Genomic DNA, 16,211 nt, shown 5'->3' with positions numbered 1-16,211 from the left:
TGCGAACTACGCCGACGTCGCCACCGACATGACCTTGACGAGCGCGTCGGAGGCGTCGGAGATGTCGGACAGGTCGAGGGCCGGATGCACGAGGAGGGCGATCGCCGTACGGCCCAGCTCCCTGGCCACCGGCAGGGACGCCGCGGGGCGCCACCACGCGGGCACGGCCGCCTCCCGATACACCTCCCGAGGGCAGCCCGTGAAGCAGGGGACTCCCTCCGCCCGGACAGCCGCCACGACCCGATTGCGGTTCCAGCCGTCGTGGAGCAGGTCAGTCCGCACAAACGCATACCAGCGGTAGTAGGCGTGGCCGACGTGAGAAGGGGGCGAGACCAACCGCAGCGCCGCTACATCGCGGAGCCGCAAGGCGAGCAGCAGGGCGTTGTCCCGGCGCCGCTCGACCATCTCCGGCAGGTGCGGAAGCCCTGCCCGGCCTACCGCCGCGGCCAGTTCGTGCATGCGGGCATTCGTGCCGAAGCCGCCATGGGCGAGAGGTGAGCCGCCACCCTGCTCCCAATCGCGATCATCGAACCCGTCGCCGCCGAAGTCGTCTGTTGACAGGCCGTCCGGCTCCAGCCTCGGTTCGGCCCCCGCGTCCACGACCGCGAAACGCCGCCCCTGCTCCTTGTATGACCACGCCGCCCGGTACAGCGCCGCATCGTCAGTGGTGACCATGCCACCCTCACCAGCGGTGCTCAGAATTCTATCGTAGCCGAATGACCACACACCGATATCGCCTCGTGTCCCAACCGATCGGCCTCGCAGGGTGGCCCCGTGCGCCTGGCCGCAATCCTCGATGACAGCGAGTCCGCGGGTTCGAGCCAGGCCCCGCAGCGCGTCCACATCCGCTGGCCAACCGGCCAGGTGAACGGCGACGACAGCACGGGTCCGCGCGGTGAGCACCCGGCGGATACAGTCAACGGTGATCGTCTGTGACTCAGCGTCCACATCGGCGAACACTGGACGGGCGCCGAGAGCGGCGACGCAGTTGACCGGCGCGATGGTCGACCGCGCCGGCACCACCACCTCATCCCCCGGCCCGACCCCGACCACCCGCAGGGCGATCTCCAGGGCAACCGTGCCGTTGGCCACAGCCACCCCATGACACGCGCCGACGGCTTCGGCGAACTCGCGTTCAAAACGCCTGCCCTCGCGGCCCGTCCAGTAGCTGACGTCGCCCCTACGCATGGTCGCCGTCGCCGTGGCGATCTCCTCAGGACGAAAGACGGGCCATCGCGGATACGGCCTGTCACGAACTGGCTGTCCGCCGTCGACGGCTAGCCGGGACGTTGCCAAGATGCCAATAACGTCACCCCTAGTTTCTTTTATGTCTCTCTTAGCAATATCACAGCAGTTGGGCCACCAGCACCGCCGGGGGGTGTCCAGTTGGAATCATCCGCCCCGCGCGCCATCCCGCGACCGCTGGCGATGTATGAGACCGTCGTCGTTTTACCGTTGTCCCAAGACCCCCGGCCCGGGAGATTGACCAGGTCCGCACATACGATCATCCAACGCAGGAGAATGGGCAGGTGAACCCTCAGTGGGAATCGCGGCTCCGCGTACGCGACACGACCCGGCCGGAGGCGTTACGCGCTACCAGCTCGCTCACTCTATTTATGATCATAATCATGGCAACGGTCCTGACCGGCTGTGGCGCGGCCACGCCCCGGTCATCAGTCCGGGTCCCGCCCGATCTGATCCCCCTCTTCCAGGAGGCCGCGACCGTCTACGGTGTGCTCACCGCCGCGCAGCTCGCTGGTCAGGCGCGGGTGGAAAGCAAGTTCAACCGGCTGGCTGTATCCGCCGCCGGTGCTCGAGGCCTTATGCAGTTCCTGCCCGAGACCTGGAAACAGTTCGGTGTCGACGGTAACGCCGACGGGATGGCGAATCCCCTGGATCCGGCGGACGCTATCCCGTCCGCCGCGCACTATGAGGCTCACCTGGCCGACGTCGTCCAGAAGCTGCCCGGCGACCGCGTGTCGCTGATTCTCGCCGCGTATAATGCTGGGCCCCGGGCCGTCCGTGACGCTGGCGGTGTCCCTGACTTTGGCGAGACCAGGGCGTATGTCGCCAAGGTCCACAGCTGGGCCAGCCGTTTTAATGATCAGTTGTAGACAATCGCTGCCAGGCTTGATTGTCACCCTGACGTCCGTCGCGTGCCGCCCGCACATCCCGCGGTCCGCGGGAGACAAGGATCCGGGCCAGGGCGCATGCGTCAACGACTTGATGGAGGAGACATGTTCGATGGTGGTGAGCGGCGTTCCAGCTCCGGCCCAGCAGCCGGGATCGCTACACCGCGCAGCCGGTGACGCAGCCGGCCACGGGCAGCGACGCTCCTTCGGCCAGGAACGCGGCCGTCGGGTCCCTGCCCGAGCAACAGGTGGCCCTTACCACGGCCGAGGAGATCATCCGGCGGATAGAACGGTCCAGCGGCATGCTCGCGAGCCGCGCCGTGGTACGCATGCACGACGTCCTGCCCTGGTTCTCGAACATGTCAGCACGCCACCGGGCCGACATCCAGATGGTGGTGCAGGCTGGGATCTCGTCCTTCGTGGAGTGGTGCCGGCGGCCCGAACACGCCCGGGAGCTGTCCGGAGACGTCTTCCGGGTCGCCCCCCGCGATCTCGTTCGAGCGGTCACCTTCCGCCGGCTGGTCGATCTCGTGCGGGTGGCTGTCGAGGCGATCGAGGCTGAGGTACCCGCCCTGGCCGGCCCCGAGCACGAGCAACGGCTGCTGGCCGATGTGCTGCGCTACTCCCGTGACATCGCCTTCGCCGGCGCGGTCGTCTATGCCCGTGCCGCTGAGGAGCGCGGTGCCTGGGACGCCCGGCTGGAGGCGCTCGTCGTCGACCATGTCGTACGCGGCGAGGTGGAACGGGCGCTGCCGTCGCGCGCGGCGGCACTGGGATGGCGCAACCCGCCCGCGGTCGCTGTGATCATCGGGGACGCCCCGGACCACTCCCCCGAGGTCGTCGTCGACGAGGTCCACCGCCTCGGGCGCGGTGCCGGGCTGGAGGTGCTCACCGGTGTCCACCACGAACGCCTGGTTGTCATCGTCGGGGGTGACTTCGCCACCAGCCAGGCCGCGGCGCGGTCAGTCAGATCCGATGACCAGACCCAGCGTGCCCTGCTCGATGCCGCCGCCGCCCTGCTGCCCGCGTGGGGGCCCGGTCCGGTCGTCATCGGCCCGGTCGCGGCCGATCTGGCCGCGGCGGCATCCTCGGCGCATGCGGCGCTGGCCGCCGCCGACGTGGTCGCGGCGTGGCCGGCCGCTCCGCGACCGGTAACGGCACAGGCGCTCCTGCCTGAACGGGCGCTGGCCGGCGATACCGGGGCACGCCGAGCGCTGGTGGAGGAGGTCTACAACCCGCTGCGCGAGGCGGGAACACCGCTGCTGGCGACGGCCGGTGCCTACCTCGACCTCGGCGCCTCGCTGGAGGCCACGGCGCGCGCGCTTTATCTCCACCCCAACACGGTCCGTTACCGACTGCGTAAGGCCGCCGACGTCTGCGGTCTTGATCCGACAGATCACCGCGAACGGTTCACCCTGCATGTGGCGCTCATCCTGGGCCGCCTGACCGCGGCCTGACCACAGGCCGGTCACAGACCGGCCCGCTGCGTAGCCGGCCTGCGGGTTCGGCGCCGGTCGACCCGGACGTCTTGCCATCACTTGTCGCCAGTGTCACGAAATTCCGCTCCAGCGGAGTAGATGCGGAACAAAGACGCGCGACGACCGAATCATTTTGTGGAGACCCCACAACGGGCTGACGGCACAACGGTGAGTGCCCGCCAGCGACAGACAGCGGCCGGGAAGGGTTAGGTAGTCCGGTGCTCGTTATCCTCGCGCCCGGTCAAGGTGCCCAGACCCCAGGTCAGCTGCAGCCCTGGATCAAGATCGGCGGGATTGAGACACGGTTGCGGTGGTGGTCCGAGGCCGTCGGAATCGACCTCGTTGACGTCGGTTGCCACGCGTCCGCGGACACGATCCGGGACACGGCCATCGCTCAGCCACTGATCGTCGCAACCGGTCTGGTCGCCGCCGAGCAACTGCCTCCGATCAACACGGGAAATATCGTGGTCGGCGGCCACAGCGTGGGTGAGATCACCGCCTCCGTGCTGGCCGGCACGCTGACGGCTGAAAGCGCGCTCGTGTTCGTCGCGTTGCGCGGACGCGCAATGGCGCAGGCCGCGGGGCGTGTCGCCACCGGTATGACCGCTGTGGTCGGTGGCGAACCGGATGTCGTCATCAACCACCTGGAGCAGCTGGCTCTGACCGCCGCGAACCGCAACGGTGCCGGCCAGATCGTCGCGGCCGGCACGATCGAGGCACTGGCCGGCCTCACCGACAACCCGCCGCCCCGGACCCGCCTGCGGCCGCTGTCGGTCGCGGGCGCCTTTCACACCCACTTCATGGAACCCGCCCGTGAGCGCTTGGCGCAGGTCGCTCCGGGGCTACGGCCGCGAACTCCCGCGCTGCCACAGGTGTCCAACGCGGATGGAATGATCATAAAGACCGGCTCGGATCTGGTCACCCGGCTGGTGAACCAGGTAGCCGCCCCGGTCCGGTGGGACCTGTGCCTGGCGCGGCTGCGTGATCTCGGAGTGACGGCCGTTCTGGAGCTCCCGCCCGCCGGCACACTGGCGGGAATCGCCAAAAGGGAGTTCCCCGGCGTGCGGATCGTCGCCGTGAAGACCCCCGACGACCTGCCCGCAGCCCGTGAGCTGGTCGCCGAATTTGCCGGCGGTGACCCAGTCGGCGACGACGTCGAGGAGACCCTCAGCGGGCTCGTCGGAGTAGCGCGATGACCGGCTCCCGGCTGATGGGGCTCGGGACATACCGGCCCGCCCGTGTGGTTACCAACGACGATCTCGCCAGGCGTGTCGCGACTTCGGACGAATGGGTTCGCGCGCGGACGGGTATCGCCGCCCGACGCATTGCGGACGCCGACGAGACGATCGTCTCGATGGGGAGCATGGCGGCGGAGAAGGCGCTGGCCTCAGCCGGTATCGACGCCGCCGATCTCGACATGGTCCTGCTTGCGACCTGCACGAATCCGTCCCAGATCCCTGGTTCCGGGCCGCAGATCGCCCACCGCCTCGGTGCCGGGCGGGCAGGCGCCCTCGACCTCAACGCGGGCTGTGCCGGATTCTCCTACGCCCTGTCGATGGCGTCCGACATGGTCCGGGCCGGCAGCGCCAGACACGTCATGGTCGTCGCGGCCGAACGGTTGTCGGACTACACCGACTGGGACGACCGTTCGACGTGTGTCCTGCTTGCCGACGGTGCTGGCGCGGCGGTCGTCGGGCCCGCCGTGACCAGGGAGATCGGACCGGCCGTATGGGGCCATGACGGTGGGAAGGCGGGCGCCATTCGCGTTCCGGGGTATGGTGACAACCTGTTTCGCATGGAAGGCCAGACGGTGTTCCGGTGGGCCATCGCGTTGACACCGATAGTCCGGCGTGCCTGTGAATTGGCCGGCTTCGCGCCAGCCGACATCGCCGGCGTTGTCCCCCATCAAGCCAATCTCCGGATAATCGATGCGCTGGTAAACGGTATCGGTGCTACAAACGCCGTCATAGCCCGCGATGTCGTTGACGCCGGCAACACCTCAGCCGCCAGCATCCCACTCGCGTTCAGTCGGCTCCTCGACGGCGGGAGGCTGCAGCCGGGTGATCCGGTTCTGCTGTTCGGCTTCGGCGCCGGCCTGACCTACTGCGGTCAGGTCGTCCGCTGCCCATAGGATTCCCCGAAAGTGCCGCCCGGCAGACGGAAGTACCGGGGTAAACCAAGAAGGAGAAGTACATGTCGCAGTCCGACATCCTGGCAGGGCTCGCCGCGATTCTGGAGGAGGTCGCCGGAGTCGACCCGGCCGACGCCACGGCGGACAAGACCTTCATCGACGATCTGGACGTGGACTCGCTGTCCATGGTCGAGGTCGTGGTCGCGGCCGAGGAGAAGTTCGGCGTGAAGATCCCCGACGAGGACGTCAAGAGCCTCAAGACCGTCGGCGACGCGGTGTCCTACATCCAGCGGGCGGGTGTCGCCGCGTGACCGAGACCCCCAGGCAGGTCGTGGTCACCGGCCTCGGGGCAACCACTCCTGTCGGCGGCGATGTCGCATCCACCTGGGAGGGGCTGCTCGCGGGCCGCTCCGGGGTCCGCCGCCTCACCGAGGACTGGGTCGAGCAGCTGCCCGTGCACATCGGCGCGCCCTTGGCGGTGGAACCCCCGCTGGGCCGGGTCGAGGCCCGTACCCTCGACCGGGTCCAACAACTCGCCCTGGTCGCGGCCAGGGAGGCCTGGGCCGACGCCGGCACCCCCGACGTCGACCCTGAACGCCTCGCCGCGGTGATCGGCTCCGGCATCGGCGGAGTCCTGACCCTGCTGGGCCAGTACGACGTGCTGCGGGAGCGGGGGCCGCGGCGGGTCTCCCCGCATGTGGTGCCGATGCTGATGCCCAACGGGCCGGCCGCGACCGTCGGGCTCGCCTTCACCGCTCGTGCCGGGGTGCACGCCCCGGTCAGCGCCTGCGCGTCCGGCGCGGAGGCAATCAGCCATGCGCTGGACATGCTCCGGGCTGGCCGGGCCGACATCGCGATCGCGGGCGGCTCAGAGGCGGCGATCCACGCTCTGCCCCTTGCGGGATTCGCCCAGATGCAGGCCCTGTCCCGGCGCAACGACGCGCCCGCCACGGCGTCCCGGCCGTTCGACAAGGGCCGGGACGGCTTCGTCCTCGGGGAGGGTGCGGGGGTGCTGGTCCTGGAGACCGCGGAGCACGCCCGCGCCCGCGGCGCGCGGGTGTACGCCACGCTGGCCGGTTCGGGGATCAGCGCGGACGCCTACCATGTGGCGGCGCCCGAACCCGGCGGGGCCGGGGCGGCGCGGGCCGTGCGCGCGGCATTGCGCTCCGCCGGGCTCGTCCCGACCGATGTCGTGCACATCAACGCCCACGCCACCTCCACTCCGGCCGGGGACGTCGCCGAGGCCCGTGCGCTGCGGGCCGCGCTCGGTGCCGCGCTCGACACCGTGACGGTGACCTCGACCAAGTCGATGACCGGGCATCTGCTGGGCGCGGCCGGCGCGGTCGAGGCGGTGTTCTGTGTCCTGGCGTTGCGGGAGCGGACGGTACCGGCGACCCGTAACCTCGACGCTCTCGACGACGAGATCGACCTGGACGTGGTGTCCATCGATAACCGTGCCATCCCCACCGGGGCGGTGCTGTCGAACTCGTTCGGTTTCGGCGGGCACGACGTCTGCCTCGCTTTCACACCCTGACATCCATATACCTGACGACTTCACCCGTGCGGGCCTGCATGCCTGGTTATTTCAGGTCCGCACGGGCACCCGAGACGGGCACCCGGCACTGAATTCCGGGGCTCCGCGACAGGCCCAGCCGGTCGACGGCCGCGTGACAATGTGGCTCGCGCACACGGCCGGAGAACCCAGTGACCTCAAACCGGTCAGCGGCGGCATGACTTTACAGGACCCCGCGGATCGCGACATGACCAGCGGGAAGTCGTCTCCTTCGCGCCGCCCGAGACACTATGATCTCAAGGAGACAAAAAATGAGTCTCTCTACGCTCGAACGCATTGACCCACGCATTCCGTCAGCCCGGCTGACCCAGTTCTTCGATCCTGATTCATTCGAGCCCTTCACCACGGCGGACAGCTCCGGGGTGCTGGCTGGAAAAGGCACCGTTGATGGCAGTCCGGTCGTCGCCTTCGCCACGGACGCGACCATTCAGGGCGGAGCGATGGGCCGTGACGGCTGTGCGCGGATCGTCCACGCTATCGAGGCCGCGGTGCGCCTCGACGCTCCGGTGGTGGGAATCTGGCATTCCGGAGGCGCTCGGCTCCAGGAGGGTGTGGCGTCTCTTGACGGTGTCGGCCGCGTGTTCGCGGCAACCGTGCGAGCATCCGGGCGGATCCCACAGCTGTCCCTGGTGCTGGGTGCCGCCGCGGGTGGCGCGGCGTACGGCCCCGCGCTGACCGACATCGTCCTCATGGGCCCGGATGCCAAAATCTTCGTTACCGGCCCGGATGTCGTACGCACCGTGACCGGCGAGGACTGCACCGCCGACAGCCTGGGCGGAGCCGATGTACACGCACGCCGCAGCGGCGTGGTCGCGATCACCTGTGACTCCGACGAGGCCGCCATCGAACGCACCCGGCGGCTGTGCGCGCTCCTTGCCGATCAGGGCGAAATCGGACCGGTGCGGGATCGCGACCTCGGCAGCCTTCTGCCGGAGTCACCCCGCCGTGCGTACGACGTGCGCCCGCTGGTCGCGGGCGTCCTTGACGGCGAGGTGCTCGAACTCCACCCGAAGTGGGCACCGAACATCGTCACCGCGCTCGGCCGGCTCGGTGGCCGCACGGTCGGCGTGGTCGCGAACAACCCGCTGCGCCGTGGCGGCTGCCTGGACGCGGCGTCCGCCGAAAAGGCGTCCCGTTTCGTACGGATGTGCGACTCCTTCGGAGTACCGCTGATCGTCCTGGTCGATGTGCCGGGTTACCTCCCAGGCGTCGGCCAGGAATGGGAAGGCGTGGTCCGGCGCGGCGCGAAACTGCTCTATGCGTTCTCCGAGTGCGCTGTGCCCCGCGTCACCGTCGTCACCCGCAAGGCATACGGCGGCGCCTACATCGCGATGAACGCCAGCTGCCTGGGCGCAACAGCCGTGTACGCATGGCCAACAGCGGAGGTCGCGGTGATGGGAGCCGAGGCCGCCGTGGGAATCCTGCACCGCCGCACGCTGGCGGAGGTCCCGGCGCAGCGCCGCTCAACCGTGCTTGCAGAACTCACCGCCGAACATGCGCGCCTGGTCGGCGGGATCGACCGAGCCGTGGAGCTGGGAGTGGTGGACGCCGTGGTGACACCCGCCGACACCCGCGCGGTCATCGCCAGCACCCTTGCCGGGGCACCCGCCGGCCGTGGCTCCCACGGCAACATCCCCCTGTAAGAGCGCCCGATCCCCCTGTAAGAGCGCCCGGCAAATCGCCGTCGTCCAGGTATCACAGCCGGGACGACGGCGCGGCTGCCGCGCCCCCGGCGTGAGCGGGTATGGCGCGCGGCAAGCTGCTCGTGCCGGTCAGATCCGATCGGTCCGGTCTGGTCAGGTCAGTCCGGACCCGCCGAGGCCGCGGCCCTGCTGAGATCGGGTAGCCGCAGCTGCTCGGTGGGGTGGCCCCGGTGTGCCTGGACGGCACTGAGGTGATATTCCTCCGCCAGGTCGAGAAAGTCGGGCTCGTGGTAGCGGCGACCATCCAGCGTGGGACCGAGCGTACCCTTCATGATCGCTTCAACATCCTCGCCGGTAATGGTCTTGTTCGTCTCCAGCGCGTGGGTCACCGCGAGAACCTCCCGGCGATTGTCCGACAGTATGACCTCGGTCCGTTGATACAGCTCCTGGAGCTTGGCCTCGACCTCATCGGCGAACCCGCCACCGAGGTACCCCGGGCTGCCAGCGGTGTGCGCCGGATTGCCGTCGAGACCCGAGGCCAGCGCCGGGCGGGACATCAGCGTGCTGCCCATCGCGTGCCTGCCGATGCTGCGGGCGACAAGTTCGGTGGCGGCATGCAGGTCACCGCCGACTCCCTGGGTGTGGTCACCGTCGAAGAACATCCGCTCGCCCACGATGGAGGCCAGGAAGGTCATCACATCGATCTCGACCTCGGACCGCCAGTCGACGAACCGGTCCTCCAACGGCACCGGAGCCACGAACCCACCGGTGTCCCCGCGGCGCTCGATGCTCGCCATGTCGATGACCATGTGCTTCTGCAACCGGTACATGACCACCGCATGGCATGCCTCGTGCAGGGCGATGCTGTGGCGCTCCCGCTCCACGTACTCGTGGTCGTCGGGCAGGCCGTGTTCCTTGATTGACTTGGCACGCAGCAGATCAGGCCAGGTGACGACCTCACGGCCGGCCTTGATGGCCTGGATGAGAGCCTCGTTGACCATGTCCTTGATACTCGCGCCGGTGGCGTAGGGGCTCATCACGGCAAGCCGCTCGACCTGATCGGGCGTCACCTCGTGGGTGACCTTCGCCAGATAGCCGTTGAAAGTCCGTACCCGGCCCTCCTTGCTCGGGTAGCCCACCTTGTAGATGCGGTCGATCCGGCCGGGGCGCAACAGCGCCTCGTCCAGTGACTGCGGCATGTTCGTCGCCATCATGACCATGATTCGGTACTTCGGTGGCGGCTTCGGGCGCATGCCCAGAGCACGCCGCACGACCCGGTTGAGGAAGCCACGCGGCTTCTTCAGACCCGATATCTCGGTGAGCAGCGCCTGCAGCGTTCCGTCGAAACTGGACTGACCACCGCCGCCGCCACCGGGAACCACGAACCGGGCTTCCACCAGTTGCCGGCGCGCCGAGTTGCTCGCGTAGGTCATCCCGTTGCAGGAGCCGCCGGAGCCGATCAGGCCGGTCCAGCTGCCGTCAGCGTGACCGGACGGCGTCGACCGCCCGAAGTCACCACCGGCGAGCTGACCACGATTGCCCAGAGTATCGGCTTCATCAAAGAAAACAATCACACCGCCATACCGCAGGGAGAGTTTGCGCAGCTTGCGGAAAAGGCTCTTCACCTTCATCACACCGACACCGAAGAACATGGCCTGAAAGGCGCCCGGGTCGACAAAGACATAGGGTTTCCCAGTCTCACCGGCGACCGCCTCCGCGATCAGCGTCTTCCCGGTGCCGGGCGGGCCCCACAGCAGGATGCCCCCGGGCACGTACCCGCCCCGGCTTTCGATCTCCTGCGGTTTCTCCAGGTAGAAGACCGCTTCCTTGACCCGGGACAGAACGTGGTCCTGGCCCCACACGTCGGTGAACCGGGTCTTGATGTCCTCGGGGAAGTACACATCCACACCACCGCGGGAGAGGAACCAGAACAACAGCGCAAACTGCCCGATGGTGATAAACATGATAAACATGATCTGCACCACGAACGGGGCCGCCCGCCAGATATCGCCGGGGAGCCCAATGATCGCGTTGAACACGGAGTCGTGCTTGATCCGGGCGTAGACAAACGCGAAGACCGCGGCCGTCGCCACCCATTTCAGGGCACGGCCGATGCGGTAGCGGTTCCAGTCGTTGAGCTGGCGCAGGCGGCGCTCGAAGCGGCCGAAGACCCTGTCGGTCCAGAAGACGTAATACTCCGACGACCGCTCGCCGATCAACATGTGGATCTGGCGGACAACCTCGATCGCGATCAGCGCCAACAGCCACCAGCTCGACGACACCTGCTCACGCACGGCGTCGGACCAGCCCATGATCGGATTGTCCGCCGTAGCCGCGGCCACCACGAACACGAACAACGCACCGAACAGGACGAGAAACTTTATTCTGTCCCAAAACACCAGAGGCTTGCGCACCGGCGGCGCCGGCTCAGGTTGCGGGGGCACGACGGGGCCGATCGGGGACGGCTGCGCCGGCGGGGCCTGATTCATGTTCGTTACCTCAGGTGATCGGCTTGATCGTGAACGATGTCTGGACCTTCTGGATCTCGACCCGATGCCGGTCATAGCACCAGGACGAGCAGGCGAACACAAGCTGGTACAACCTGGTCTGATCACGGTCCAGCAGGCTTGTCTGGTCGACGGTGACGAGCCCGGTGCCCAGATGGAGCTGGTACACCAGATGAAGACCGTGGACGCCGCCCTCCCGGTGGACGAGATCCTCGGCCAGCAGGAGGAATTCGGGCTCAAGCCGGGCACGCTCGGGGTTCTGCCGGACCGCCTCCTCCTGCGCCTGGATCTCCTGGTCGATGGAGACGAGCTGGTTGCGCAGGTCATTGGTGGACAACGTGGCCGCCTCTTCCGGCAGAAGCTGGCGGACCTGCACGAATCCCTTGGGGTCGGCCGCGTCTGGAAGCAGCAGGTTCCTGTCGTCGAACTTCGGCGCGGCGTCAATCCCCACAACCCACTCACGGGTGGCCAACGTGCGCGCGGCCTCCGGACTGACGTTTCGGGTGTCGATCCCGATGAAGGCGGGTCCGGGCATCAGCTGATGCTGCCACGCACTCGGGATCTTGAGAAACGTACCGGCGTCCTTGTTCGTCACATACTGGTAACGAGCCGAGCCACAGCCGGCAAGAAGAACGACAGCGGCGAGGAGCGCCGGCACAACCAACGCGACGCGTCCCCGTAGCGTGCTGGTTCTCCCGCTCACGGCCAACCTCCAGAATCTGGTGAGGCTGTGCCTATGGTGCAGCACAGCCCCCCTGCGTGGCACCTTCTCTGAGAAAACCGCGTGCATGCAATGGGCTTCACGGCCTCGACCAGCCGAGATCCGATAGATCATCCAAAAAAGTCCACCCGGTACAATCCAGTAACATCGCCGTAGGTGATCGCCTCAACCATCATGCCGTGCCAGCCGCCGACGGTCAGCCCGAACGAGCCCAGCAGTGTCCGGCCCGACCTAGGAGCGCCCGGCAACAGGGGCGTGGATCAAGGAGCGGGGCTGGAAGTTCGCCGAGGCCTGCCGGCGGCGACCGCTAAGCGGCAAGATCCGCGGGTGGCACAGGATACCCGAGGAAGAAGCCCTGCCCCTCGTCACAGCCGAGGTCACGAAGCAACGTGCAGACCTCGTCCGACTCGATGCCCTCGGCAACCACCCGAAGATCGAGATTGTGGGCAAGATCAATGATTGATCGCACGATCGAGAAATCCTTGGGGTGACGCGCCACGTTCAGCACGAATGATTTATCGATTTTCAGGTCGTGCACTGGGAGATCACGCAGATAGGCGAGAGAGGAGTATCCGGTCCCGAAATCATCCACGGAGATCCGAATCCCGGCGCGCCCCAACTGGGTGATAACGGTCATCGCGTTGCGGGTGTTCACCATCACGGCGCTCTCGGTGAGCTCGAGTTCAAGCGCCTGCGGTGGCATACCGGTCCGCTCCAGTTCCGCCTGTACGGTCGAGAGCAGCTCCGCGTCGTGCAACATCCGTGCTGAGACGTTCACCGCCACGGGCAGCAACCGACCCGCGTCCCACCATGATCGGGCCTGGTCCAGCGCGAGCATCAGAACTCGACGGGTCAACGGCCTGACCAGGTTGCTCTGCTCGGCGAACGGAACGAAACGGCCCGGCTCGACCAGGCCGTGCGTCGGATGCTGCCAGCGAACCAGTGCCTCGACCGCCGTGGTCCGCCCGGTGCGCAGATCGACCTTGGGCTGGTAATGCAGGACCAGCTGGCCGCCCGCGATCGCCGAGCGCAGACCACCGAGCAGCTCGAGGCGCTCACGGCGGTTCTGGTCGGCGTCGGGGGCGTAGACGGCCACCCCGACCGACAGCTGTTTGGCCCGGTACATAGCCACGTCAGCGCACCGCACCAACGTTCCTGGATCACGTCCGTCAGCGGGAGCGAGCGCGATCCCGATACTTCCGTCCACGCTGAGCGGGAGAGCGCCGACATCGATACGTTCGGCCAGCGCGGCACGCACCCGGCTCGCGGCCGCCAGGGCGTCAGCGGCTCCCCGCGGCGCCGACGGCAACAGGATCGCGAACTCGTCCCCGCCGAGGCGGGCGACCGTCGTGGCCGGCCCGGTGGCGCGCCGCAGCCGCGCCGCCACCTCACGGAGCACGTCGTCGCCGGCACTGTGTCCCAGCGTGTCGTTGATCTCCTTGAACCGGTCAAGATCCATCAATAGCAGAGCCAGCGCGACGCCGTCGATCTCGGTCGCCCGCAACGCCTCTGAGATCTGCTTATGCAGAAAGACCCTGTTGGCCAGACCGGTCAGCGGGTCGTGCAGAGCCTGGTGGCGGATCTCACGCTCAGCGCCATCCCGTTCGATCGCGGCAGCCAGCACGTTGGCGACCGACTGGACGAAGTCCGCCTCGTCGGCGGCGAAGGCCCGCGGGTACGGCCCGTGCGCCACCAGCACGGCGTGCCCACGGCCAGCCGTGCCGATACGGGCGGCGACCCCGAGGGGAGCCGTCCCGTGCCTGACGACCGTGGGGCGATCCGACGCCAGCGCGGCCGCGATGACCGCGGCGACCGGGTCCGCCCGGTCCGCCTGCTCCACCGGCTCCAGCACCGCGCACTCGGGCAGGTCCAGGGTGACGCGGACCAGCTGGACAGCCTCCGCGAGCAGGTTTGGGACGGTCATCCCGCCCAGGGCACGCTGACCGAGCTGAGCGACGGCCGCTTGCAGCCGTTCCGCCCGCCGCAGATCCGTGACATCCTGCAACACGAATGCGATCAGCTCTTGGCGCCCTTCCACGTTCGGGATGACCGAGACCCGTAGCGCCCGCTCCCCGCCAGGCCCGCCGGGCCCGCCAGGCCCGCCGGGATCGGGGTCGGCCCGGCTGACGAGGTTGACGTCACCGTGCTGCGGACGGCCGGTCCGCGCCGCGGTGGCCACCAGTCCCCACTCGCCGTCCAGCGCGGCTCCCTCCCCGCGCGGACGCAACAGGAATCCCAGCCTGTCCAGGGGCTCGCCGGCCCGCAGCCGCTCGCCGAGCAGGCGGTCAACGACCCGCGACGTCCGGCGCAGACCCAGCGTGCGGTCGTAGACCGCGACACCGACCGGAAGCTCGTCCGCTGGCGTGCCCCCGGAAACAAGCTCCAACAGCGCCATATGCTCACCGACCGTCTCAGCTCCCAGCCGGCCACGGGTCACATCAATAATCGTCCCCGAATTGCCTGAAACCTCACCGTCCGGCGTTCGCAGCACATTGGCACGGATCTCGACACGCCGGTACGCACCGTCGCTGGTCCGGTAGCGGGCCACATGCCGGCAATGATCGAAACCGCCGGCCACCACCGCCATGAACAGTGCGATCGTCTGGTCGTATTCATCCGGGTGGACGTAGTCGAGGAAGTGGCTCCCCAGCGACGCGATGACATCGAAACCGGTCACCGTCGTCCATGCCTGGTTGAGATATGTCCAGCGCCCCTCGGCGTCGGTCTGGAAGACGACCTCGGTGAGGCTGTCGAGGACACCCCGGCCGGAACCATCTATCGCGACGGGCATCAGCCCGTCAGGCGTGGCGTTGCCACGTTGGGCAACAGGCGGTTCGCGCACATCCCGGCCGTGGCGGCTGTTGCTGTGTCGTGACCTGGCCGGTCCGCCGACGACATCCTGGCGCCCCGCACAGAGCGGCAGCATCGCCGCATCCGGATTGTGACCTTGGAGGGACATAGCGCAGCATTATCACGACTCTTCATCCAGCTGTAAATGCTTTAAGTTATGGCCTGGCTACCATGCCATCCCATGGGATGGCTACGAAGCGCAGTCATAACACTACTGATAGTTGCTCCACCGCTGGCCGGGATGCCTGATCGAGCCGCGGCCGAGCCTGCGGGGCATCGATTTCCCCCACCTTGCGTAACCGGCTCGCCGGCATGCGTACAGGAAACAGTGACAACTATGCGTAACCGCCTCAGGCCACTAGCGGACTACTGCGACCACCGCGCGGTCTTCTCTCTCGCCTACCTGCGCACGACTGAGGCATTTCGCGACACCGCCTCACAGCTGGGCTCCTTCGCGGATCCCGAGTGGGTCAACGCCGAGGACGCATTGTTCGCCGCGTACTACTTCCGGGCGTTCGACCGGTTCCAGGCGTCTGGCCAGGGGTCGGCGGACCGTCCCGCAGACGTGCCACCAGCCTGGCGGGTGGCGTTCAGCGCGGCCGCCACAACGACGCTCTCAGCCGCTGGTGACCTGCTGCTCGGCATGAACGCCCACATCACCCGCGACCTGCCGTTCGTTCTCGCCGAGCTGGGCCTGGTCGGCCCCGGTGGGCGCAGCCACAAGGGCGACCACGACCGCATCAACGCGATCCTGGCGAGCGTGCTGGATCCGTTGCTGGCGGAGGAGGCAGCCCGTTTCGACCCGCACCTGGATGACGAGACAAACGACTATGGTCTCGGCCGGGACGATCTGTTGGGAATGCTGGTGGCATGGCGGGAACGCGCCTGGCAGGATGCCGAACGGTTGGTCGCCGCCAGCGGCACCGAAGAGTACGCCGTTGTCGCGCGCGCGATCGAGAGCAGCGCCGAAGCCCGCGCCCGGTTGCTCTGGGTGCTGCTTGCCGACGAACAACCGGCGGCCACGCCGATGTCCCGGGACGTCTGGTGCGCGCGCCACCGGGTGTCCAGCGCGGCGTCCGAGGCCGCGGCGACGCCGGTATACCCAGCGGCCGGCAGCTAAGAGCGACCGGCAATAGGGGACGCAGCGTCGCGGGGCCAGGGCACGCACCCCTATCG

The 16,211-nt window shown here is 68.0% G+C and carries 12 protein-coding genes; 8 read left to right on the top strand and 4 right to left on the bottom strand.

Annotated elements, in window-relative coordinates:
* Nucleotides 1–6 precede the first annotated feature (6 nt).
* Nucleotides 7–1,296 (bottom strand): DegT/DnrJ/EryC1/StrS aminotransferase family protein, encoded by a 1,290-nt coding sequence (locus MJ783_RS09690; protein WP_255724067.1) that lies wholly within the window; start codon nucleotides 1,294–1,296, stop codon nucleotides 7–9.
* A gap of 332 nt (nucleotides 1,297–1,628) precedes the next feature.
* On the opposite strand from MJ783_RS09690, the gene MJ783_RS09685 reads away from it, so the two are divergent.
* The 7 genes from MJ783_RS09685 to MJ783_RS09655 all read left to right on the top strand — a co-directional run bounded on the left by MJ783_RS09685 (nucleotide 1,629) and on the right by MJ783_RS09655 (nucleotide 8,957).
* A complete protein-coding gene (locus tag MJ783_RS09685) occupies nucleotides 1,629–2,114 on the top strand; it encodes a lytic transglycosylase domain-containing protein (RefSeq protein WP_239310061.1) in 486 nt (161 codons plus the stop codon).
* Nucleotides 2,115–2,305: 191 nt separating this feature from the next.
* Entirely contained in the window at nucleotides 2,306–3,589 is a 1,284-nt protein-coding gene (locus MJ783_RS09680; protein WP_239376640.1) for a CdaR family transcriptional regulator, read from the top strand.
* A 239-nt stretch (nucleotides 3,590–3,828) separates the two neighbouring features.
* Nucleotides 3,829–4,806 (top strand): ACP S-malonyltransferase, encoded by a 978-nt coding sequence (locus MJ783_RS09675; protein WP_239310048.1) that lies wholly within the window; start codon nucleotides 3,829–3,831, stop codon nucleotides 4,804–4,806.
* Nucleotides 4,803–5,741, top strand: coding sequence for a beta-ketoacyl-ACP synthase III (locus tag MJ783_RS09670; RefSeq protein WP_239310047.1), 939 nt, complete (start codon nucleotides 4,803–4,805; stop codon nucleotides 5,739–5,741). Before MJ783_RS09675 ends, MJ783_RS09670 begins: the two co-directional genes overlap by 4 nt.
* 62 nt (nucleotides 5,742–5,803) lie before the next feature.
* Nucleotides 5,804–6,052, top strand: a complete 249-nt coding sequence (locus MJ783_RS09665) for an acyl carrier protein (RefSeq protein WP_239310046.1) — start codon at nucleotides 5,804–5,806, stop codon at nucleotides 6,050–6,052.
* Entirely contained in the window at nucleotides 6,049–7,275 is a 1,227-nt protein-coding gene (gene fabF / locus MJ783_RS09660; RefSeq protein WP_239310045.1) for a beta-ketoacyl-ACP synthase II, read from the top strand. Before MJ783_RS09665 ends, fabF begins: the two co-directional genes overlap by 4 nt.
* Before the next feature lie 290 nt (nucleotides 7,276–7,565).
* Nucleotides 7,566–8,957 carry an acyl-CoA carboxylase subunit beta gene (locus MJ783_RS09655; protein WP_239310044.1) on the top strand — a complete coding sequence of 464 codons (1,392 nt, stop codon included), beginning with the start codon at nucleotides 7,566–7,568 and terminating at the stop codon, nucleotides 8,955–8,957.
* 158 nt (nucleotides 8,958–9,115) lie between these two features.
* Here MJ783_RS09655 and MJ783_RS09650 read toward each other — a convergent pair whose 3' ends face one another.
* From MJ783_RS09650 to MJ783_RS09640, 3 genes are all read right to left on the bottom strand, one after another.
* Nucleotides 9,116–11,446, bottom strand: coding sequence for an AAA family ATPase (locus MJ783_RS09650; protein WP_239310043.1), 2,331 nt, complete (start codon nucleotides 11,444–11,446; stop codon nucleotides 9,116–9,118).
* A gap of 10 nt (nucleotides 11,447–11,456) precedes the next feature.
* The gene (locus MJ783_RS09645; protein WP_239310042.1) at nucleotides 11,457–12,167 is read right to left on the bottom strand and encodes a hypothetical protein; all 711 of its coding nucleotides are present in this window, start codon (nucleotides 12,165–12,167) and stop codon (nucleotides 11,457–11,459) included.
* 325 nt (nucleotides 12,168–12,492) lie between these two features.
* Nucleotides 12,493–14,976, bottom strand: coding sequence for an EAL domain-containing protein (locus tag MJ783_RS09640; RefSeq protein WP_239310041.1), 2,484 nt, complete (start codon nucleotides 14,974–14,976; stop codon nucleotides 12,493–12,495).
* A gap of 387 nt (nucleotides 14,977–15,363) precedes the next feature.
* Here MJ783_RS09640 and MJ783_RS09635 point away from each other — a divergent pair, with 387 nt between their 5' ends.
* On the top strand, nucleotides 15,364–16,155 hold the full coding sequence (locus MJ783_RS09635) for a DUF5995 family protein (protein ID WP_370651584.1): 792 nt from the start codon (nucleotides 15,364–15,366) through the stop codon (nucleotides 16,153–16,155).
* The last annotated feature ends 56 nt before the right edge of the window (nucleotides 16,156–16,211 follow it).

The organism is Protofrankia sp. Cj3 (assembly GCF_917627355.1).
In the GTDB taxonomy this organism is placed as follows: domain Bacteria; phylum Actinomycetota; class Actinomycetes; order Frankiales; family Frankiaceae; genus Protofrankia.
The sequence above is the reverse complement of the archived record's forward strand: the minus strand, read 5'-3'. Positions and strand labels throughout refer to the sequence as shown.